Raw genomic sequence first — 18919 nt, 5'->3', positions numbered from 1 at the left:
CGACTGGCGGGGCTTCGGCTTTCCACCCGGCCAGAACGGGGTTGCCAAAGGGCGTTCCAGCCTGTATGGGACGGCCTTCATCACGAAACTCCACCGGAATCAGGGTGGCCCTGGGTGACAGGGGCTCTCCGGTGATGTTGAAAGGAACTGCCGTCATGGACGCGCAAGAACTGAAGTCGAAGACGCCTGACCAGCTGAAGGATCAGCTGGTTGCGCTGAAGAAGGAAGCGTTCAACCTGCGCTTCCAAGCCGCCACCGGCCAGCTCGAGAACACCGCGCGCATGCGCGTCGTTCGTCGCGACGTTGCCCGCGTGAAGACGATTCTGAACCAGAAAGCGGCGGAAGCCGCGGCCTCGAACTAAGGAGCCTGGCCCATGCCCAAACGCATCCTGCAAGGCCGCGTCGTCAGTGACAAGAACGAACAGACCGTCACCGTCCTGGTCGAGCGTCGCTTCAAGCACCCGCTGCTGCACAAGACCGTCCGTTCGACGAAGAAATACCGCGCGCATGACGCGCAGAACCAGTTCAAGGTGGGCGATCTCATCCGCATCGTCGAATGCGCGCCGATCTCGAAGACGAAACGCTGGACTGTCCTGACGGACGAAGCGGTCACCGCCTGAAGTCCATCATCACAGATCAGAAATGATCGAAACCCTGGGGCTGCACGTGTCAGTCCCCAAAGGTCGGGAGAAACCAAATGATCCAGATGCAGACCAATCTGGATGTTGCTGACAACTCCGGCGCACGCCGAGTTCAGTGCATCAAGGTCCTGGGTGGTTCGCACCGTCGCTATGCGTCGGTGGGCGACATCATCGTCGTGTCCGTCAAGGAAGCCATCCCGCGGGGCCGGGTCAAGAAGGGCGACGTCCGCAAGGCTGTCGTCGTCCGCACCGCGAAAGAAGTCACCCGTGAAGACGGAACCTCGATCCGCTTCGACCGCAACGCCGCCGTCATCCTGAACAACCAGGGCGAGCCGGTGGGCACCCGGATCTTCGGTCCGGTCGTGCGCGAGCTGCGGGCGAAGAACTTCATGAAGATCATCTCGCTTGCGCCGGAGGTGCTGTGATGGCTGCCAAGCTGAAAAAAGGCGACAAGGTCGTCGTTCTGGCGGGCAAGGACAAGGGCAAGCAGGGCGAGATCGCCGCTGTCATGCCCAAGGACAACAAGGCCGTCGTCGACGGCGTGAACGTTGCCATCCGCCACACCAAGCAGTCGCAGAACAGCCAGGGCGGGCGTGTGCCGAAGGCCATGCCGATCGACCTGTCGAACCTGGCGCTGATCGATGCAAACGGCAAAGCGACGCGCGTCGGCTTCCGCGAGGAAGACGGCAAGAAAGTGCGCTTCGCCAAGACCACGGGAGACGTGATCTGATGCTGGACGCCACCAAATACACGCCGCGCCTGCGCCAGCAGTTCCGCGACACGATCAAGGCCGCGCTCAAGGAAGAGTTCGGCTACAAGAACGACATGCAGATCCCACGTCTGGACAAAATCGTCCTGAACATGGGCGTCGGCGAGGCCGTCAAGGACACCAAGAAGGTCAAGCAGGCCGCTGAAGAGCTGTCGCTGATCGCCGGTCAGAAGGCTGTCATCACCCACGCCAAGAAGTCGATCGCCGGCTTCCGCGTCCGTGAAGAGATGCCGCTCGGCTGCAAGGTGACCCTGCGCGGCGACCGCATGTACGAGTTCCTGGACCGCCTGATCAACATCGCGCTGCCCCGCGTCCGCGACTTCCGCGGCGTGAAGGCGACCTCGTTCGACGGTCGCGGCAACTACGCGATGGGCCTGAAGGAGCACATCGTGTTCCCGGAGATCAACTTCGACAAGGTCGACGAAGTTCTGGGGATGGACATCATCATCTGCACCAACGCGAAGACCGACGCGGAAGCGAAATCGCTGCTGAAGCATTTCAACATGCCGTTTAGCGCCTGATCGCGGAGGGAAAGAGATATGGCTAAGAAATCCATGGTCGAGCGCGAGAAGAAGCGCGAGCACCTTGTCAAGAAGTTCGCAGCGAAGCGCGCTTCGCTGAAAGAGGTCATCAACGACCAGTCCCTGCCGATGGAAGAGCGGTTCAAGGCTTCGCTGAAGCTGGCCGAGCTGCCGCGCAACTCGTCGGCGACGCGTCTGCACAACCGGTGCCAACTGACCGGCCGTCCGCACGCGTACTACCGCAAACTGAAACTGTCGCGGATCATGCTGCGCGAGCTCGGCTCGCAAGGTCAGATCCCCGGCCTGGTCAAGTCCAGCTGGTAAGGGGGCACACAAGATGATGAACGATCCTCTCGGTGATATGCTGACCCGCATCCGCAACGCTCAGATGCGCGGCAAATCCACCGTCCGCACCCCGGCCAGCAAACTGCGCGGTTGGGTCCTGGATGTCCTTCAGTCCGAAGGCTACATCCGCGGCTATGAAGAAGTGACGACCGACGAAGGCCACAAGGAGCTGGAAATCGGTCTGAAGTACCACGACGGCACGCCGGTCATCCGCGAGCTGTCGCGCGTCTCGAAGCCTGGTCGCCGCGTTTACGCCGGCGCCAAGGAAATCCCGCAGGTCCGTCAGGGTCTGGGCGTCTCCATCGTCTCGACCCCCAAGGGCGTCATGTCGGATGCAGCGGCTCGCAACGCCAATGTTGGCGGCGAAGTCCTCTGCACCGTGTTCTAAGGAGGGCGGAATGTCTCGGATTGGTAAGAAGCCGGTCGAACTGCCCAAGGGCGTGACGGCCGAGATCAAGGGTCAGACCATCGAAGTGAAGGGGCCGAAAGGCACCCGCAGCTTCACGGCGACCGACGATGTGGACCTGGTCCTCGAAGAGGGTTCGGTTGCGGTGAAGCCGCGCGGCACGACCAAGCGTGCGCGCCAGCAGTGGGGCATGACCCGCTCGATGGTCGAGAACCTGGCGACGGGCGTCTCGACGGGCTTCAAGAAAGAGCTCGAGATCCAGGGCGTGGGTTACCGCGCCAACATGCAGGGCAACGTCCTGAAGCTGGCTCTGGGCTACTCGCACGACGTGAACTTCGAGGTGCCGGAAGGCGTCACGATCACGGCGCCGAAGCAGACCGAAATCGTTGTGGAAGGCATCGACCAGCAGCTCGTTGGTCAGGTCGCCGCGAACATCCGCGAGTGGCGCAAGCCCGAGCCCTACAAGGGCAAGGGCATCCGCTACAAGGGCGAGTTCGTCTTCCGCAAGGAAGGCAAGAAGAAGTAAGGGGCGCATGAAATGGCACTGAAAAAGCAAGAGCTGTTCCAGAAGCGCCGCCTGCGCGTGCGGAACAAGTTGAAGGCGATGTCGAACGGCCGTCCGCGGCTGTCCGTGCACCGCTCGTCGAAGAACATCTCGGTTCAGATCATCGACGATGTGAACGGCGTGACCCTGGCCTCGGCCAGCACGCTCGAGAAGGACTTCGGCGCGGTCGGCAAGAACAACGTCGAAGTGGCAGCCAAGATTGGCTCGGCGATTGCCGAGCGTGCGAAGGCTGCGGGCGTCGAAGAGGTCGTGTTCGACCGCGGCGGCTTCATCTTCCACGGCAAGGTCAAGGCTCTGGCCGACGCGGCGCGCGAAGGCGGGCTGAAGTTCTGATCCTGCGGGCGGCGCATTCCTTCACCGGATGGGCCGCCCCGATGATCCGGGGAGCCGCCGCCGTGCGGCTCCACCAGGATTGAGACAACTGGCGCGGATGAGCGCAGAGATACAAGGAATGCCTCATGGCAGAACGTGACAACCGCCGGGGTCGCCGCGAAGAGCGCGAAGAGAACCCGGAATTCCAGGATCGCCTTGTCGCGATCAACCGCGTCTCGAAGACCGTGAAGGGCGGCAAGCGCTTCGGCTTTGCGGCTCTGGTCGTCGTGGGCGACCAGCGCGGCCGCGTCGGCTTCGGCAAGGGCAAGGCCAAGGAAGTGCCGGAAGCCATCCGCAAGGCGACCGAGCAGGCCAAGCGCGCCCTGATCCGCGTCCCACTGCGTGACGGCCGCACCCTGCACCACGACATCGAAGGTCGTCACGGTGCCGGCAAGGTCATCATGCGCACCGCCGTTCCGGGGACTGGCATCATCGCCGGCGGCCCGATGCGCGCCGTGTTCGAGATGCTGGGCGTCCAGGACGTCGTCGCCAAGTCGCAGGGTTCGCAGAACCCCTACAACATGATCCGTGCGACGCTGGATGGCCTGAAGAAGGAATCGAGCCCCCGTTCGGTCGCGCAGCGTCGCGGCAAGAAGGTGGCCGACATCCTGCCGCAGGAAAACAAGCCGGCTCCCGAAGCCGTCGAAGCCTAAGGAGATCAGCAGATGGCCACGATCGTCGTGAAGCAGATCGGCTCTCCGATCCGCCGCCCCGCCATCCAGCGCGAGACGCTGAAAGGCCTGGGCCTGAACAAGATGAACCGCACCCGCGAGCTGGAGGACACGCCCTCCGTCCGCGGCATGGTCGCCAAGATCCCGCATCTGGTGACGATCATCGAAGAACGCGCCTAATCCTTCGGGACGGGCAGGGGGAAGGCGGGGCGTTTAGCCCCGCCTTTTTCATTTGGTCTCAGTCGCTGCAGGCATAGACGGCGCCGCCCACGGCGACGACGCTGACGGCCGCGCCCGCCGCCAGCGCCGGCGAGGCCGCAACGGTCGCGGCGGCCGTCCCGAGCGAGCCGAGCGCACTCGAGATCACGCTGCCCGAGCCGCTCATGATGACGGCGCCCGAGCCGTCCGGCAGGGCGCGCAGCCCGTTGAGCGTGCCCCGCGCGGCCGCCGAGGTCATGGCGCCCGCCGCCGAGCGCGTGGCGTTCACGCGCTCGCAGACCGAGGCTGAACGCTGGCGGCACTGGCCCCAGGCATCCCGCTCTCCCAGGTCGTAGCCGATCACGGACTTCGTGGCCTCGTCATGGCGCAGGCAGAAGGGGCCGCGCTGATCGTCGGTCAGCTCGGGCGTCAGGGCGCGCAGGACGACGTAGCTGGGGCAGTCATGCTCGCCCCACCGGGCCGCGATCCGCTCGCGCCGGCTGAAGTTCTTGTCCAGCCCCGGCTCGGCCGTGTCATAGCCCAGCACCACGTCGCGGTCGTTGATCCGGGCGGTGCAGAAGGTCGCCTCGGCCAAGGCAGGCAGGGCCGAGAGGGCGGTGAGGGCAGCGGTCAGGGTCAGGATGCGGCGCATTTCGGCTATCGCTCTTCGGTTGCTCGTCCCTATCCCCTAGCAACGGAGGCGCGACGCTCAACACACATCGACGTGTGAGGCGCGCATTCTTGAGGCGCTGTGGCCCGCATCGCTTGAACGCCGGCGGGTTTGGGCGTATAGCCGCCCGGTGCTTTCGGGCACGAGTCACATCGAACCAAGAAAAGCCGTGTCCCCCTGTTTCGCTTCGAGGGTGTGTCCGGCAAGGAGAAGCGACATGAAACTGCATGAAATCCGCGACAACGACGGCGCGAACCGCAAGAAGAAACGCGTCGCGCGCGGCCCGGGCTCGGGCAAGGGCAAGACCGCCGGCCGCGGGATCAAGGGCCAGAAATCGCGTTCGGGCGTTGCGCTGAACGGCTACGAGGGTGGCCAGATGCCGCTCTACCGCCGCCTGCCGAAGCGCGGCTTCAACAAGCCGAACGCCAAGAGCTTCGCGGTGGTGAACCTGGGCCAGATCCAGACCTTCATCGACGCCGGCAAGATCGACGCCTCGGCCGAGTTGACCGAGGACGCGCTGGTCGCGTCGGGCCTCGTGCGCCGCAAGCTGGACGGCATCCGCCTGCTGGCGAAGGGCGAGCTGAAGGCCGGCCTGACCATCACCGTCACCGGCGCCTCAAAGGCGGCCGTGGACGCGGTCGAGAAGGCGGGCGGCAAGGTGCAGCTGCCGGCAGCCGAGGCCGTGGCGGCGGAATAAGCTGTTGATCGGGGCCCGCGCGGTCCATAGATAGCAGACAGGTTTTCTGGCGCCGCCGGTCCCCGGAAATGGGTCGGCGGCGCTGTCATGACACGGGACGGACTCACATGGCGTCAGCCGCAGAACAGATGGCCGCTAACCTCTCCTGGGGGCAGCTTGGCAAGGCCACGGAACTTCGCCAGCGGATCTGGTTCACGATCGGGCTGCTGATCATGTACCGGGTCGGGACCTATATCCCGGTCCCCGGCATCGACGGCGCCGCCCTGCGGAACTTCATGGAGCAGGCCTCGACCGGCATCGGGGGGATGCTGTCGATGTTCACCGGCGGCGCGCTTGGCCGGATGGGCGTCTTCGCCCTTGGCATCATGCCCTACATCTCGGCCTCGATCATCGTGCAGCTTCTGACCTCGATGGTCCCGACGCTGGAGCAGCTGAAGAAAGAGGGCGAGCAGGGCCGCAAGAAGATCAACCAGTACACCCGCTACGGCACCGTCGCGCTGGCGCTGTTCCAGGCCTACGGCCTCGCGCGCAGCCTCGAGGCTGGCGGACTGGCCCATGATCCGGGCCTGTTCTTCCAGGCGTCGGTCGTCATCACGCTGGTCGGCGGCACCATGTTCCTGATGTGGCTGGGCGAGCAGATCACCGCCCGCGGCGTCGGCAACGGCATCAGCCTCATCATCTTCGTCGGCATCCTGGCCGAGATCCCGGCCGCGCTGGCGACCTTCTTCCAGCAGGGCCGGACGGGCGTCATCTCGACCCCGGTGATCCTGTTCGTGATCGTCATGCTGGTCGCGATCATCGCCTTCGTGGTCTTCATGGAGCGGGCGCTGCGGAAGATCCGCATCCAGTATCCCCGGCGCCAGGTCGGCATGAAGGTCTATGACGGCCAGTCGAGCCACCTGCCGGTCAAGGTCAACCCGGCGGGCGTCATCCCGGCGATCTTCGCCAGCTCGCTTCTGCTGCTGCCCATCACGATCTCGACCTTCTCGGGCAACGAGACGGGCCCGGTGATGTCGCTGATCCTGGCTTATTTCGGTCCGGGCCAGCCGCTCTACCTGCTGTTCTTCGCGGCGATGATCATCTTCTTCACGTATTTCTACACGCAGAACGTGTCGTTCAAGACGGATGACGTGGCCGAGAACCTCAAGAACCAGGGCGGCTTCATTCCGGGCATCCGGCCGGGCAAGCGGACGCAGGACTACCTCGACTACGTGGTGAACCGCATCCTGGTGATCGGCTCGGGCTATCTGGCGCTCGTCTGCCTCATGCCCGAGATCCTGCGCGACCAGTTCTCGATCCCGGTCTATCTGGGCGGCACCTCGGTCCTGATCGTCGTGTCGGTGACCATGGACACGATCAACCAGGTCCAGAGCCACTTGCTTGCGCACCAATACGAGGGTCTCATTGAGAAATCCCAGCTGCGTGGTAAGCGTAAGCCGGGAACGGCAAAGCCGCGGCGAGCACCGTCGCGTCGCTGAGACAGCACAACGGCCCGGAGTGGTCAGCTGAGGGGGACAGTCGCCATGACGATCAACATCATTCTGCTCGGGCCTCCGGGTGCGGGCAAGGGAACTCAGGCCGCCCGGCTGGTGGCCGAACGCGGGCTGGTGCAGCTTTCGACCGGCGACATGCTGCGCGCCGCCCGCTCGTCGGGCACCGAGATGGGCCGCCGCGTCGCCGAGGTGATGGACCGGGGCGAGCTGGTCACGGACGAGATCGTCATCGGCCTCATCCGCGAGAAGCTGGCCGAGGGCGGCAAGGGCTTCATCTTCGACGGTTTCCCGCGCACGCTGGCCCAGGCCGACGCGCTCGGGCATCTGCTGGCCGAGACGGACATGCAGCTGGACGCGGTGATCGAGCTGCAGGTGGATGACGAAGCGCTGGTCGGGCGCATCGTGAAGCGCGCCGAAGAGGCGATGGCGGCCGGTCAGGCCGTCCGCCGCGACGACACGCCCGAGGTCTTCGCCGACCGCCTGCGCGAGTATTACAAGAAGACGGCGCCGCTTTTGGGCTACTACTACGCCAAGGGCGATCTGAAGCAGGTGGACGGCATGGCGGCCATGGACGAGGTCGCAGGCCAGATCGCGGCCATCCTCGACCGCCAGGGTTGACGACTGCGCCCTCACGCATTAACGGTCGGCATCTCGCAAGAGAATCACTTGCTTCACGCGAGTGGACCATCGGTTGGCCCGGAGGCGCAGCTTTCGGGCCTTGCGTTGTGAAAAAAGGTTCCGGCGTTACGGATCCGCAACAGAAAAGGAAAACGCGTGGCACGTATTGCTGGCGTCAACATTCCGACGGGGAAACGCGTCCCCATCGCACTGACCTATATCCACGGCATCGGTGACATGTTCGCCGAACAGATCTGCGACAGCGTCGGCATCGACCGCACGCGCCGCGTCAACGACCTGTCGGATGCCGAAGTTCTCTCGATCCGCGAATACATCGATGCGAACCTGACCGTCGAGGGCGACCTGCGCCGCGAAGTCCAGATGAACATCAAGCGCATGATGGATCTCGGGTCGTATCGCGGTCTGCGTCACCGTCGCGGCCTTCCGGTCCGCGGCCAGCGCACCCACACCAACGCCCGCACCCGCAAGGGCCCGGCGAAGCCGATCGCCGGCAAGAAGAAGTAAGGGGGCAGCGACATGGCACGTGACAAGACCCGCATGAAACGCAAGGAACGCAAGAACATCGCCACCGGCGTTGCTCATGTGAACTCCTCGTTCAACAACACCAAGATCCTGATCTCGGACGTCCAGGGCAACGCGATCTCGTGGTCGTCGGCCGGCACGATGGGCTTCAAGGGCTCGCGCAAGTCGACGCCCTACGCTGCCCAGATGGCTGCCGAGGACGCTGGCCGCAAGGCGCAGGAACACGGCGTCCGCACGCTGGAAGTCGAAGTCCAGGGCCCCGGCTCGGGCCGCGAATCCGCGCTGCGCGCCCTGGCCGCCGTCGGCTTCAACATCACGGGCATCCGTGATGTGACCCCGATCGCCCATAACGGCTGCCGCCCGCCGAAGCGTCGCCGCGTCTGATCCTGGATCACACTTCACCGGATCGCGCCTGACGGCGCGGTCCGGGTATTCGCATTTCACCTCGGGCGTTTCCGACCTTGGACATGGGTCGGGGACAGGTATGGAGGCAAGTCCATGATCCACAAGAACTGGGCCGAACTGATCAAGCCGACGCAGCTGGTCGTCAAGCCGGGTGCGGACGCGACGCGAACTGCGACGCTGATCGCCGAGCCGCTGGAGCGGGGCTTCGGCCTGACGCTCGGCAACGCGCTGCGCCGGGTGCTGCTGTCCTCGCTGCAGGGCGGCGCCATCACCTCGGTGCAGATCGACAACGTCCTGCACGAGTTCAGCAGCGTCGCCGGCGTCCGCGAGGACGTGACGGACATCGTGCTGAACCTCAAGGGCGTCACGCTGAAGATGGACGTCGACGGGCCAAAGCGCCTGACGCTGTCGGCCAAGGGTCCGGGCGAGGTGAAGGCGGGCGACATCCAGGAGACCGCCGGCATCACTGTCCTCAACCGCGAGCACGTGATCTGCCATCTGGATGACGGCGCCGAGCTGAACATGGAACTGACCGTCCAGACCGGCAAGGGCTACGTCGCCGCGGACAAGAACCGTCCCGAGGACGCGCCCATCGGCCTCATTCCGATCGACGCGATCTTCTCGCCGGTCAAGCGCGTCAGCTACGAAGTCACCCCGACCCGCGAGGGCCAGGTGCTGGACTATGACAAGCTGACCATGAAGATCGAGACGGACGGCTCGCTGACCCCGGAAGACGCCGTGGCCTACGCCGCGCGCATCGTCCAGGACCAGCTGTCGGTCTTCGTCAACTTCGACGAGCCGGAATCGGCGACCCGTCAGGACAGCGACGACGGTCTGGAGTTCGACCCGCGCCTGCTGAAGAAGGTCGACGAGCTGGAGCTGTCGGTCCGTTCGGCCAACTGCCTCAAGAACGACAACATCGTCTATATTGGCGATCTGATCCAGAAGACCGAGGCCGAGATGCTGCGGACCCCGAACTTCGGCCGCAAGTCGCTGAACGAGATCAAGGAAGTGCTTTCGGGCATGGGCCTGCATCTCGGGATGGACGTGGTCGACTGGCCGCCGGAGAACATCGAGGACCTCGCGAAGCGCTTCGACGACCAGTTCTGAGTTTCGGTGGGGGCCCTGGCCCCCGCCGCACGATGGGCATCTGCCCCAAGGAGAGCGGCCCGCACGCATGGGCTGCCGGACAAAGCAAAACACGCTGTAGGAGATTACCATGCGTCACGCCCGCGGCTATCGCCGCCTCAACCGCACCCATGAACACCGCAAGGCGCTGTTCGCCAACATGGCCGGCTCGCTGATCGAGCACGAGCAGATCAAGACGACCCTGCCAAAGGCCAAGGAACTGCGTCCGATCATCGAAAAGCTGATCACGCTGGCCAAGCGCGGCGATCTGCACGCGCGCCGTCAGGCCGACGCGCAGCTGAAGCAGGACATGCATGTCGCCAAGCTCTTCGACGTGCTGGGCGAGCGCTACAAGGACCGTCAGGGCGGCTACAGCCGCGTGCTGAAGGCCGGCTTCCGCTATGGCGACATGGCGCCGATGGCGATCATCGAACTGGTGGACCGCGATCCGGCCGCGAAGGGCGCCGCCGACCGCGCGCGCCTGGACGCCGAGGCTGCCGCCGAGGAATGAGCGGCCGCCCGTGACGGGCTGCCTGCGAATCGGGCCTTGCCGCGCTGCGCGGCAAGGCCTTTTTCATGGCTCGGAATCGTCGGTCTTGGGGTCCAGAAGGCGGCGGAGCGCGCGCTGCGCGGCCTCGTGCTCTTCGGGTGTCAGCAGGCCCTTCTGCAACATCTTCAACAATTGTTGGTTTGCACGCGCAAGTTCGGCGTCTTTTTCTGGACGTCGCGACACAAAACCCTACCACTATTAACAGGCTGGAAACATTATCAGCGCACAGCTATTTTCCGTGTATCAAGTCACCAGATCAATTTGTCTATTAGGTCATGTCATCCAGAGCCGACATCAATGCAGGGTTGCGCAAGCTGGGGAAGTTCGCCCCATCCGGCTATTTCGTCGGCCTGCACATCCGTTTCGCCGCGCCGCTCATGCAATTTCAGACGTATCGCGAGGATTGGGCGGAATTCTACGTCCGGAACGGTTATGCGCTGCGCGATCCCACGATTGCCTGGGGCTTTTCCACCACCGGGTCCTGCCGCTGGTCGGCGCTGCCGATCCCGGACCCGTTCAACATCCTGCGTGAGGCCGCGGCCCACGGCCTGACATACGGGCTGACGGTGGCGCATGGGCTGATCAGTTCCAGGACAATCTGCAGCTTCGCGCGGGATGACCGCGAGTTAACGAATGCCGAGATCGAGGAGATCGAGGCAACGGTCAGGCATCTCCATGACATCACGGAGCCGCCTGCGAGCCTCACGAAGGCTCAGAAAGAAGCCCTGCGCTGTATCGCGGAGGGCGATCGTCATGCGGCAGCGGCTGCCAAGCTCGGCATTACCGAAAGCGCGTTCAAGGCAAGACTGATCTCGGTCCGCGAGCGGTTGAACGCGCGGACGACTGCCGAGGCGTTGCAGAGGGCTAAGGAGTACCGACTGCTGTAGGGCGTCGCCGTCATAAGACGCGAGCGGTGGAGGGTCCCTCAACCCAGGAGCAAGTCATGCAGACAACCACTCTCTCTTTTGCCAACCTTCACAACCATGGCGAGTTGTTCGCGAACCTCTTTCGCGCACGCAAGCAGAGCTTCATCGTCCAGAAGAACTGGGACCTCCCCGAGGTCGACGACATGGAGTTCGACCAGTACGACACGCCGCAGAGCCGGTGGATCGCGATCCATGACATGGGCGAGGTCCTGGCCGGCATCCGGCTGACCCCGACCACGGCGAAATGCGGCGTCTACAGCTACATGATTCGCGACGCGCAGCAGGGGCTGCTGGGCGGCTCGATCCCGCAGAACCTGCTCTGGGGACCGGCGCCGGTCGACGCGCAGACATGGGAATGCTCGCGCGTGTTCGTCAGCCACTCGATCCCGCAGATGTACCGCCGCAAGGTGCATTTCAAGATGGTCGAGGCCATGACCTCTTCGGCGCGCGAGCAGGGGGCGACGCGGCTGATCGCGCTGACCGGGGCCAACTGGCCGCGGTGGTACGGGCGCTGCGGGCTGACCGCCGAGGCGCTCGGGCCGGTGATGTGGATCGATGACGGTGATTTCCAGTGCGTCTCGATCGACCTGTCCTCGAAAATGCACTGAGGCGGCCATGGACAGAGAGGGGGCTGTTCCGGCAGCGGGCGCGGCCTTAGGATGGCCGCGCCATGCCCGATCTGTTCGACGACCTGCCTGATCCGAATGTCACCGCCCAGCCAGACCCGGTCGGCGGCGCACCGCGCCCGCTTGCCGACCGGATCAGGCCGCGCCGCCTGTCCGAGGTCATCGGCCAGACCCGCATCCTTGGACCCGAGGGGCCGCTTGGTGCGATGCTGGAGGCGGGCAGCCTGTCCTCGCTGATCCTCTGGGGTCCGCCGGGGGTCGGCAAGACGACCATCGCGCGGCTTCTGGCCGACGCGACCGATCTGGCCTTCGTCCAGATCAGCGCCATCTTCACCGGCGTGCCCGAGCTGCGGAAAGTCTTCGACGCCGCCAAGCTGCGCTGCCGGCAGGGGCAGGGGACGCTGCTCTTCGTGGACGAGATCCACCGCTTCAACAAGGCGCAGCAGGACGGCTTCCTGCCGCACATGGAAGACGGCACGATCCTTCTGGTCGGCGCCACGACCGAAAACCCGTCGTTCGAGCTGAATGCCGCGCTGCTGTCCCGTGCCCAGGTCCTGGTGCTGGAGCGCCTGAGCCTCGCGGAACTGGAACTGCTGGCGCAGCGCGCCGAGGCCGAGCTGGGCCGCAAGCTGCCCCTGACACCCGAGGCGCGCGAGGCGCTGCTCGAGATGTCGGACGGGGACGGTCGCGCCTGCCTGAACCTGATCGAGCAGGTCGCCGCCTGGAAGGTCGCCGCGCCCCTGGAGACCGACGCGATGGCGCAGCGGCTCATGCGCCGCGCGGCGAAATACGACAAGTCGGGGGACGAGCATTTCAACCTCATCTCGGCGCTGCACAAGTCGGTGCGCGGCAGCGACCCGGACGCCGCGCTCTACTGGCTGGCGCGGATGCTGGAAGGCGGCGAGGACCCGCGCTACCTGGCTCGCCGCATCACCCGCATGGCGATCGAGGACATCGGCCTCGCCGATCCGGCGGCCGCGCGTCACTGCCTCGATGCCTGGGCGATGTACGAGCGGCTCGGCAGCCCCGAGGGCGAGCTGGCGCTGGCGCAGGCGGTGCTCTATCTCGCCCTCGCGCCCAAGTCGAACGCCGGCTATGTTGCCTACAAGGCCGCGCGGGCCGAGGCGCGGCGGACCGGCAGCCTGATGCCGCCCGCCCATATCATGAACGCCCCGACCAAGCTGATGAAGGACCAGGGCTACGGCGCAGGCTACGCCTATGACCACGACGCCGAGGACGCATTCAGCGGGCAGAACTACTTCCCCGACGGGGTCAAGCGCCCGGTCCTCTATGTCCCGGTCGAGCGGGGCTTCGAGCGCGAGCTGAAGAAGCGGCTCGACTGGTTCGTCAGCCAGCGCCTGAAGCGGGGCGGTTGACTTTGACCCGCGCCCGCCACACACCCCGGCCCATGATGTATCCGTATCTCCAGGTCGCCGCGGGCGCCGCCATCGGCGCGGTCTGCCGCTTTGCCGTCTACCGCGCGGTGCCGCTGCAATGGGGCAGCTACGGCGTCGCCACGCTGCTGGTGAATGTCGCCGGCAGCTTCGTGATGGGCGTGCTGGCCGCGCTTCTGGCGCTGCGGCTTGGCAATGCCTGGGCGCCCTTCCTGATGACGGGCATCCTGGGCGGGTTCACCACCTTCTCCGCCTTCTCGCTGGACGTTCTCAGCATGTGGGAGCGGGGGCAGGCGCTGGCGGCGTCGCTCTACATTCTGGGGTCGGTCACGCTGTCGCTGCTGGCCGTGGTCGCGGGACTGGCACTTGGCAGGGGGCTGTGGGCATGAGCGGCGTTCAGACGATCCGGATCGGCGAGGACGAGGGCGAGCAGCGCCTGGACCGCTGGCTGAAGAAGAAGTTCCCGCAGCTGACCCAGGGCGCGGTCGAGAAGATGTGCCGCACCGGCCAGCTGCGCGTCGATGGCGGGCGCGTCAAGGCGGCGACGCGGCTGGAGGCGGGGCAGGAGGTGCGCGTGCCGCCTCTGCCCGAAGCGCAGCCTGCCGCGGCGAAATCGGCCCGCCCGCTCGGGCCGCGGCTGGTGGATGCCGACGTGCAGATGATCCAGTCGGCGGTGCTGTGGCGGGACGAGCACGTCATCGCGCTGAACAAGCCGCCCGGCCTTCCGAGCCAGGGAGGCAGCGGGCAGGGCAGCCGGCACGTGGACGGGCTGACCGAGGCGCTGATGTTCGGCTTCAAGGATCGGCCCAAGCTGGTGCACCGGTTGGACAAGGACACGTCGGGCGTCCTGCTGCTGGCCCGCACGGACCGGGTGGCGCGGGCGCTCTCGGCCGCCTTCCGCGACAAGACCACGCGCAAGATCTACTGGGCGGTGGTCGCGGGCGTGCCGCATCCGCGCATGGGCACCGTGCGCTACGGGCTGGTCAAGGCGCCGGGCCATGGCCGCGGCGGCGAGGGCGAGAAGATGCTGGCCGTCCACCCGCGCGACATCGACACGACCAAAGGCGCCAAGCGCGCCACCACCGACTATGCCGTGCTGGACGCGCTCGGCAGCCGGGCCAGCTGGTGCGCGCTGGTGCCGATCACCGGCCGCACCCACCAGCTGCGCGCCCATATGGCCGAGCTGGGCCACCCGATCATCGGGGACGGCAAGTATGGCGGCTCGGGGCAGGAGAACCTGGGGGATGGCTGGGGCGCGCAGCTCGGGGGCGAGATCAGCAAGAAGCTGCACCTGCACGCCCGCTGCATCAGCTTCGAGCATCCGATCACGAAGAAGCGCGTCACAGTGACCGCGCCCTTGCCCGAACACATGGCCCGCACCTGGAAGTCGCTCGGCTGGCACGAGAACGACGTGCCCGACGATCCCTTCTCGGAGGCGGAATGAGGCTCGTCGTCTTCGACGTGGATGGCACGCTGGTCGACAGCCAGCACCACATCGTCAGCGCGATGACGGAGGGCTTCGCGGCGGCCGGGCTGACCGCGCCTCCCCGGGCCGAGGTGCTCGGCATTGTCGGCCTGTCCCTGCCCGTCGCGGTGGCGCAGCTGGCGCCCTTGGCCGATCTGCCGGTTCAGTCGCGCATCGTCGAGGGATACCGGGCCGCCTATCTGCAGGCGCGGATGCAGGAGACGGCGCCGCTTTATCCCGGCGCGCGAGACTGCCTCGACCGGCTTGCGGGGCGGCCGGACCTGCGGCTGGCGGTCGCCACCGGCAAGTCGCGGCGGGGGCTGGACGCGATGCTCGAGGCGCACGGGCTCGAGGGGCATTTCGTCAGCCTGCAGACGGCGGACGGGCATCCCTCGAAGCCGCATCCGGCGATGCTCTGGGCGGCGCTGGCCGAGGCGGGCGCCGCGGCGGATCGCGCGGTAATGGTCGGGGATACCAGCTTCGACATGGACATGGCCCGCGCGGCCGGGATGCCGGGCTTCGGCGTCTCCTGGGGTTATCATCCGGCCGCCGCGCTGGACGCGGCCGGCGCGGCGCTGATCGCCGGGGACTTCAGCGGTTTGACCAAGGCCATCGAGGATTGGGCGGCATGAGCGAATGGAAGGCCCGGCGGTTCTGGACCGCGTCCAGCATCAACCAGACGGACGAGGGCTGGGAGGTGATGCTGGACACGCGCCGCCTGATGACGCCGGGCAAGCAGCCGCTGATCCTGCCGACCCGCGCCCTTGCCGAGGCGGTCGCGACCGAATGGGACGCGCAGGGCGACGTCATCAAGCCGCAGGAGATGCCGCTGACGCGCGCCGCAAACTCGGCGGTCGAGAAGGTGGCCCCGCAGCGCGCGGAGGTTGTGGCGATGCTGGCAGACTACGGCGGCACGGACCTGCTGTCCTACCGGGCAACCGAGCCGGCCGAACTGGTCGCGCGCCAGGCGGCCGAATGGGACCCGCTGCTGGACTGGGCCGAGGCGCGGCTTGGCGCGCGGCTGCGGGTGACGGCGGGAGTGATTCCGGTCGCGCAGGATCCCGAGGCGCTGGCGGCGCTGCGAGCGCGCCTTGCGGCGCTGGACCTTTTCGGGCTGACCGCGGCGCATGACCTGGTGACGCTGCCCGGCTCGCTCGTGATCGGCCTCGGGGTGATCGAAGGCCGGCTCGACGCCGCCGAGGCGCATCGCCTGTCTCGCATCGACGAGGATTTCCAGGCCGAGCGTTGGGGTGCCGACGAGGAGGCACAAGAGGCCGCGGAAGGACGCCGTGAGGCCATTCTTTCGGCAGCGCGCCTCTGGACCCTGTCCCGCCCCAGTTGAAACCGCCGCCGCGCGGCAGCGGGTTCTTGACGGATGAAGTTGTATCAGCACAATACCGCCTATCGGGACGGCATTTTGCTGCAAGCTCCCGTCACATAAGGGGCCGTGCAAGGCCTGAACTGCATCGACAACGGCAAAGGGCCGGCGGTGCTGCAACACAGAGGTAGATATGACAAAGACGGTTTTCCTGGGGACGGTGGCCGCGGTGGCGCTCACGACCGGCGCCGCACTGGCGCAGGAGGGCAGCACCCTCCAGCAGGTGCAGCAGCGGGACGAGCTGAACTGCGGCGTGAACACCGGCCTCGTGGGCTTCGCCGCCCCGGATGCCAGCGGCAACTGGACGGGCTTCGACATCGCGCTCTGCCGCGCGGTCGCGGCCGCGGTGCTGGGCGATCCGAACAAGGTCCGCTTCGTGCCGACGACCGGCCAGACGCGCTTCACCGCCCTCAGCTCGGGCGAGGTTGACGTGCTGGCGCGGAACTCGACCTGGACCTTCTCGCGCGACACGGACCTCGCGCTGGATTTCGTTGGCGTCAACTACTACGACGGCCAGGGCTTCATGGTGAACCGCGAGCTGGGCGTCACCTCGGCCAAGGAACTGGACGGGGCGACCGTCTGCATCCAGACCGGCACCACGACCGAGCTGAACCTGGCGGACTACTTCCGCGCCAACAACCTCAGCTACACGCCGGTCAACATCGACAGCAACGCCGAGGGCGAGCAGCAGTACATGGCCGGCGCCTGTGACGCCTACACGACCGACGTGTCGGGCCTGGCCGCGACCCGTGCCGCCTTCGCGGACCCGGAAAACCACATCATCCTGCCCGAGATCATCTCGAAGGAGCCGCTCGGGCCGGCCGTGCGCCATGGCGACAACAACTGGGGCGACATCGTCCGCTGGACGCTGAACGCGCTGGTCGCCGCCGAGGAATACGGCGTCACCTCGCGCAACCTCGAGGAACTCGTCCGCTCGTCCACCAACCCCGAGGTCCAGCGCCTTCTGGGCACGACGGACGACTTGGGCGCCATGCTGGGCCTCGACGCCGAATGGGCGCGCCGCGCGATCCTGGCAGGCGGCAACTACGGCGAGATCTTCGCCGCCAACATCGGCGAGCAGACCCCGATCGGGCTGGCGCGCGGTCTGAACGCGCAATGGACGCAAGGCGGGCTGCTCTACGCGCCGCCGTTCCGCTGATCGGTTGACAAGCGCGGGCCGGGGTTCTACGCCCCGGCCCGCAGTTCCAGTCCGGAACGCAGGAAGATCCCGCGAAAGATACGGCGCAAAGCCGAGCGGCGGGACAACAGGGGTAGAAATTGATGACGGATGTTCCGGCGCCGGCGAGCCCGCCGTTCCGGCCGAGCATGCTGATCTATGATCGGCGCTATCGCTCGCTGACCTTCCAGGTGATCGTCTTCATCCTGGTCATGGCCGCCGCCTGGTGGCTGGTGGACAACACGATCCGCAACCTTGCCCTGATGGGCAAGAACTTCAACTTCGGCTTCCTCTTCCAGCGCGCGGGCTACGACATCCCGCAGACGCCGATTCCCTACACTTCGGACGACACGCATCTGCGCGCGACGGTCGTCGGCCTGCTGAACACGCTGATCGTGTCGATTCTGGGCTGCATCTCGGCCACGATCCTTGGCGTCATCGTCGGCGTGGCGCGGCTGTCGAAGAACTGGCTCTTCGCCCGCCTCATGACGGTCTTCGTCGAGATCTTCCGCAACATGCCGCTGCTGCTGTGGATCCTGATCGTCTACGCGATCTTCACCGAGATCCTGCCGACGCCGGCCGCCTATCGCGGCGAGAACCCCGAATGGTCGATGATCTTCTTCGACCATGTCGCGCTGACGAACCGCTACACCGCGCTGCCGACACTGGCGATGACCAACGATCCGGGCAGCCTGGACCTTGGCGCGCGGGTGACGTTCAACTGGGCGACGATCGCCTTCGCCACCGTGCTGATCGGCGGCCTTCTGGCGCGGCGGGCGATCAAGGCCTGGGCGCAGCGGGTGCAGGACCGTACCGGCGACCGGCCGACGACCTGGTGGATCAACCTCGCCATCATGACCATCCCCTCGCTGCTGCTGATCTGGCATTTCGGCCTGCATCTCGAGCGGCCCGCGCTGACCGGCTTCAACTTCACCGGCGGGCTCAACGTCTCGAACGCGCTGGTCGCGCTGTGGCTGGCGCTGACGCTCTACACCGCGGCCTTCATTGCCGAGATTGTGCGCGCCGGCATCCTGGCCGTCAGCCGCGGCCAGACCGAGGCCGCCTTCGCCCTCGGCCTGCGCCCGAACCGGACGATGAACCTGGTGATCCTGCCGCAGGCGCTGCGGGTGATCGTGCCGCCGCTGATCTCGCAATACCTGAACCTGATGAAGAACAGCTCGCTCGCCATCGCGGTCGGCTACATGGACCTGCGCGGCACGCTTGGCGGGACCACGCTGAACCAGACCGGGCGCGAGCTCGAGGCGATCGTCCTGATGATGCTGATCTACCTGATCCTCAGCCTGATCATCTCGGCGGGCATGAACGTCTTCAACGCCAGCGTGAAGCTGAAGGAGCGGTGA

At 66.2% G+C, this 18919-nt stretch carries 28 protein-coding genes; 27 read left to right on the top strand and 1 reads right to left on the bottom strand.

The genetic code is table 11. The annotated features are described in order from the left end of the window. Positions 1 to 155: 155 nt before the first annotated feature. The 11 genes from rpmC to rpmD all read left to right on the top strand — a co-directional run bounded on the left by rpmC (position 156) and on the right by rpmD (position 4470). Positions 156 to 362, top strand: coding sequence for a 50S ribosomal protein L29 (gene rpmC, locus BLP73_RS15035; protein WP_090746462.1), 207 nt, complete (start codon positions 156 to 158; stop codon positions 360 to 362). A 12-nt stretch (positions 363 to 374) separates the two neighbouring features. Further along, complete coding sequence (rpsQ, locus tag BLP73_RS15030) at positions 375 to 620, top strand: 30S ribosomal protein S17 (protein ID WP_090746459.1); 246 nt, start codon at positions 375 to 377, stop codon at positions 618 to 620. A 77-nt stretch (positions 621 to 697) separates the two neighbouring features. Further along, a complete protein-coding gene (rplN, locus tag BLP73_RS15025; RefSeq protein WP_090746457.1) occupies positions 698 to 1066 on the top strand; it encodes a 50S ribosomal protein L14 in 369 nt (122 codons plus the stop codon). Continuing rightward, positions 1066 to 1371 carry a 50S ribosomal protein L24 gene (rplX, locus tag BLP73_RS15020; protein ID WP_090746454.1) on the top strand — a complete coding sequence of 102 codons (306 nt, stop codon included), beginning with the start codon at positions 1066 to 1068 and terminating at the stop codon, positions 1369 to 1371. Before rplN ends, rplX begins: the two co-directional genes overlap by 1 nt. Continuing rightward, complete coding sequence (gene rplE / locus BLP73_RS15015; protein WP_090746451.1) at positions 1371 to 1931, top strand: 50S ribosomal protein L5; 561 nt, start codon at positions 1371 to 1373, stop codon at positions 1929 to 1931. The genes rplX and rplE overlap by 1 nt, the downstream gene beginning before the upstream one ends. 18 nt (positions 1932 to 1949) lie before the next feature. Next, a complete protein-coding gene (gene rpsN, locus BLP73_RS15010; protein WP_090746449.1) occupies positions 1950 to 2255 on the top strand; it encodes a 30S ribosomal protein S14 in 306 nt (101 codons plus the stop codon). 16 nt (positions 2256 to 2271) lie between these two features. Further along, positions 2272 to 2664, top strand: coding sequence for a 30S ribosomal protein S8 (rpsH, locus tag BLP73_RS15005; RefSeq protein WP_090746446.1), 393 nt, complete (start codon positions 2272 to 2274; stop codon positions 2662 to 2664). A 10-nt stretch (positions 2665 to 2674) separates the two neighbouring features. Further along, entirely contained in the window at positions 2675 to 3208 is a 534-nt protein-coding gene (gene rplF, locus BLP73_RS15000; protein ID WP_090746443.1) for a 50S ribosomal protein L6, read from the top strand. A gap of 12 nt (positions 3209 to 3220) precedes the next feature. Further along, positions 3221 to 3580: a 50S ribosomal protein L18 gene (gene rplR / locus BLP73_RS14995; protein ID WP_090746440.1), complete on the top strand. Its 360-nt coding sequence runs from the start codon at positions 3221 to 3223 to the stop codon at positions 3578 to 3580. Between the two features lie 125 nt (positions 3581 to 3705). Continuing rightward, positions 3706 to 4272 carry a 30S ribosomal protein S5 gene (gene rpsE / locus BLP73_RS14990; protein ID WP_090746437.1) on the top strand — a complete coding sequence of 189 codons (567 nt, stop codon included), beginning with the start codon at positions 3706 to 3708 and terminating at the stop codon, positions 4270 to 4272. Positions 4273 to 4284: 12 nt separating this feature from the next. Next, entirely contained in the window at positions 4285 to 4470 is a 186-nt protein-coding gene (gene rpmD / locus BLP73_RS14985; RefSeq protein WP_090746433.1) for a 50S ribosomal protein L30, read from the top strand. A 58-nt stretch (positions 4471 to 4528) separates the two neighbouring features. Here the strand turns inward: rpmD and BLP73_RS14980 are convergent, their stop codons facing one another. Continuing rightward, on the bottom strand, positions 4529 to 5140 hold the full coding sequence (locus tag BLP73_RS14980) for a hypothetical protein (RefSeq protein ID WP_090746431.1): 612 nt from the start codon (positions 5138 to 5140) through the stop codon (positions 4529 to 4531). A gap of 235 nt (positions 5141 to 5375) precedes the next feature. On the opposite strand from BLP73_RS14980, the gene rplO reads away from it, so the two are divergent. From rplO to BLP73_RS14900, 16 genes are all read left to right on the top strand, one after another. Then, positions 5376 to 5855, top strand: a complete 480-nt coding sequence (gene rplO, locus BLP73_RS14975) for a 50S ribosomal protein L15 (protein ID WP_090746428.1) — start codon at positions 5376 to 5378, stop codon at positions 5853 to 5855. Positions 5856 to 5962: 107 nt separating this feature from the next. Then, the gene (secY, locus tag BLP73_RS14970; protein WP_090746425.1) at positions 5963 to 7333 is read left to right on the top strand and encodes a preprotein translocase subunit SecY; all 1371 of its coding nucleotides are present in this window, start codon (positions 5963 to 5965) and stop codon (positions 7331 to 7333) included. Positions 7334 to 7378: 45 nt separating this feature from the next. Beyond that, complete coding sequence (locus BLP73_RS14965) at positions 7379 to 7966, top strand: adenylate kinase (RefSeq protein ID WP_090746422.1); 588 nt, start codon at positions 7379 to 7381, stop codon at positions 7964 to 7966. 156 nt (positions 7967 to 8122) lie between these two features. Next, the gene (gene rpsM / locus BLP73_RS14960) at positions 8123 to 8491 is read left to right on the top strand and encodes a 30S ribosomal protein S13 (protein ID WP_090746419.1); all 369 of its coding nucleotides are present in this window, start codon (positions 8123 to 8125) and stop codon (positions 8489 to 8491) included. Between the two features lie 12 nt (positions 8492 to 8503). Continuing rightward, entirely contained in the window at positions 8504 to 8893 is a 390-nt protein-coding gene (gene rpsK, locus BLP73_RS14955; protein WP_090746416.1) for a 30S ribosomal protein S11, read from the top strand. A gap of 114 nt (positions 8894 to 9007) precedes the next feature. Beyond that, positions 9008 to 10024 carry a DNA-directed RNA polymerase subunit alpha gene (locus BLP73_RS14950; RefSeq protein ID WP_090746413.1) on the top strand — a complete coding sequence of 339 codons (1017 nt, stop codon included), beginning with the start codon at positions 9008 to 9010 and terminating at the stop codon, positions 10022 to 10024. Positions 10025 to 10133: 109 nt separating this feature from the next. After that, entirely contained in the window at positions 10134 to 10553 is a 420-nt protein-coding gene (gene rplQ / locus BLP73_RS14945) for a 50S ribosomal protein L17 (RefSeq protein ID WP_090746410.1), read from the top strand. 314 nt (positions 10554 to 10867) lie between these two features. After that, positions 10868 to 11479 carry a helix-turn-helix transcriptional regulator gene (locus tag BLP73_RS14940; RefSeq protein WP_090746407.1) on the top strand — a complete coding sequence of 204 codons (612 nt, stop codon included), beginning with the start codon at positions 10868 to 10870 and terminating at the stop codon, positions 11477 to 11479. Positions 11480 to 11535: 56 nt separating this feature from the next. Next, positions 11536 to 12126, top strand: coding sequence for an acyl-homoserine-lactone synthase (locus BLP73_RS14935; RefSeq protein ID WP_090746404.1), 591 nt, complete (start codon positions 11536 to 11538; stop codon positions 12124 to 12126). A 62-nt stretch (positions 12127 to 12188) separates the two neighbouring features. Further along, entirely contained in the window at positions 12189 to 13520 is a 1332-nt protein-coding gene (locus tag BLP73_RS14930; RefSeq protein ID WP_090746399.1) for a replication-associated recombination protein A, read from the top strand. Between the two features lie 32 nt (positions 13521 to 13552). Further along, positions 13553 to 13927, top strand: coding sequence for a fluoride efflux transporter FluC (locus BLP73_RS14925; RefSeq protein WP_090746397.1), 375 nt, complete (start codon positions 13553 to 13555; stop codon positions 13925 to 13927). Further along, entirely contained in the window at positions 13924 to 14982 is a 1059-nt protein-coding gene (locus BLP73_RS14920; RefSeq protein WP_090746394.1) for an RluA family pseudouridine synthase, read from the top strand. The genes BLP73_RS14925 and BLP73_RS14920 overlap by 4 nt, the downstream gene beginning before the upstream one ends. Continuing rightward, on the top strand, positions 14979 to 15635 hold the full coding sequence (locus BLP73_RS14915; protein ID WP_090746390.1) for an HAD-IA family hydrolase: 657 nt from the start codon (positions 14979 to 14981) through the stop codon (positions 15633 to 15635). Before BLP73_RS14920 ends, BLP73_RS14915 begins: the two co-directional genes overlap by 4 nt. Next, the gene (locus BLP73_RS14910) at positions 15632 to 16345 is read left to right on the top strand and encodes an ATP12 family chaperone protein (RefSeq protein WP_090746387.1); all 714 of its coding nucleotides are present in this window, start codon (positions 15632 to 15634) and stop codon (positions 16343 to 16345) included. The genes BLP73_RS14915 and BLP73_RS14910 overlap by 4 nt, the downstream gene beginning before the upstream one ends. A 169-nt stretch (positions 16346 to 16514) precedes the next feature. Beyond that, entirely contained in the window at positions 16515 to 17540 is a 1026-nt protein-coding gene (locus BLP73_RS14905) for an amino acid ABC transporter substrate-binding protein (protein ID WP_090746385.1), read from the top strand. A 122-nt stretch (positions 17541 to 17662) separates the two neighbouring features. Next, positions 17663 to 18919: an amino acid ABC transporter permease gene (locus tag BLP73_RS14900; RefSeq protein ID WP_425415698.1), complete on the top strand. Its 1257-nt coding sequence runs from the start codon at positions 17663 to 17665 to the stop codon at positions 18917 to 18919.

It is taken from the genome of Paracoccus tibetensis (genome assembly GCF_900102505.1).
Lineage (GTDB): Bacteria > Pseudomonadota > Alphaproteobacteria > Rhodobacterales > Rhodobacteraceae > Paracoccus > Paracoccus tibetensis.
Note: the sequence above shows the minus strand (reverse complement) of the source record. Positions and strands in the feature narration are given on the sequence as shown.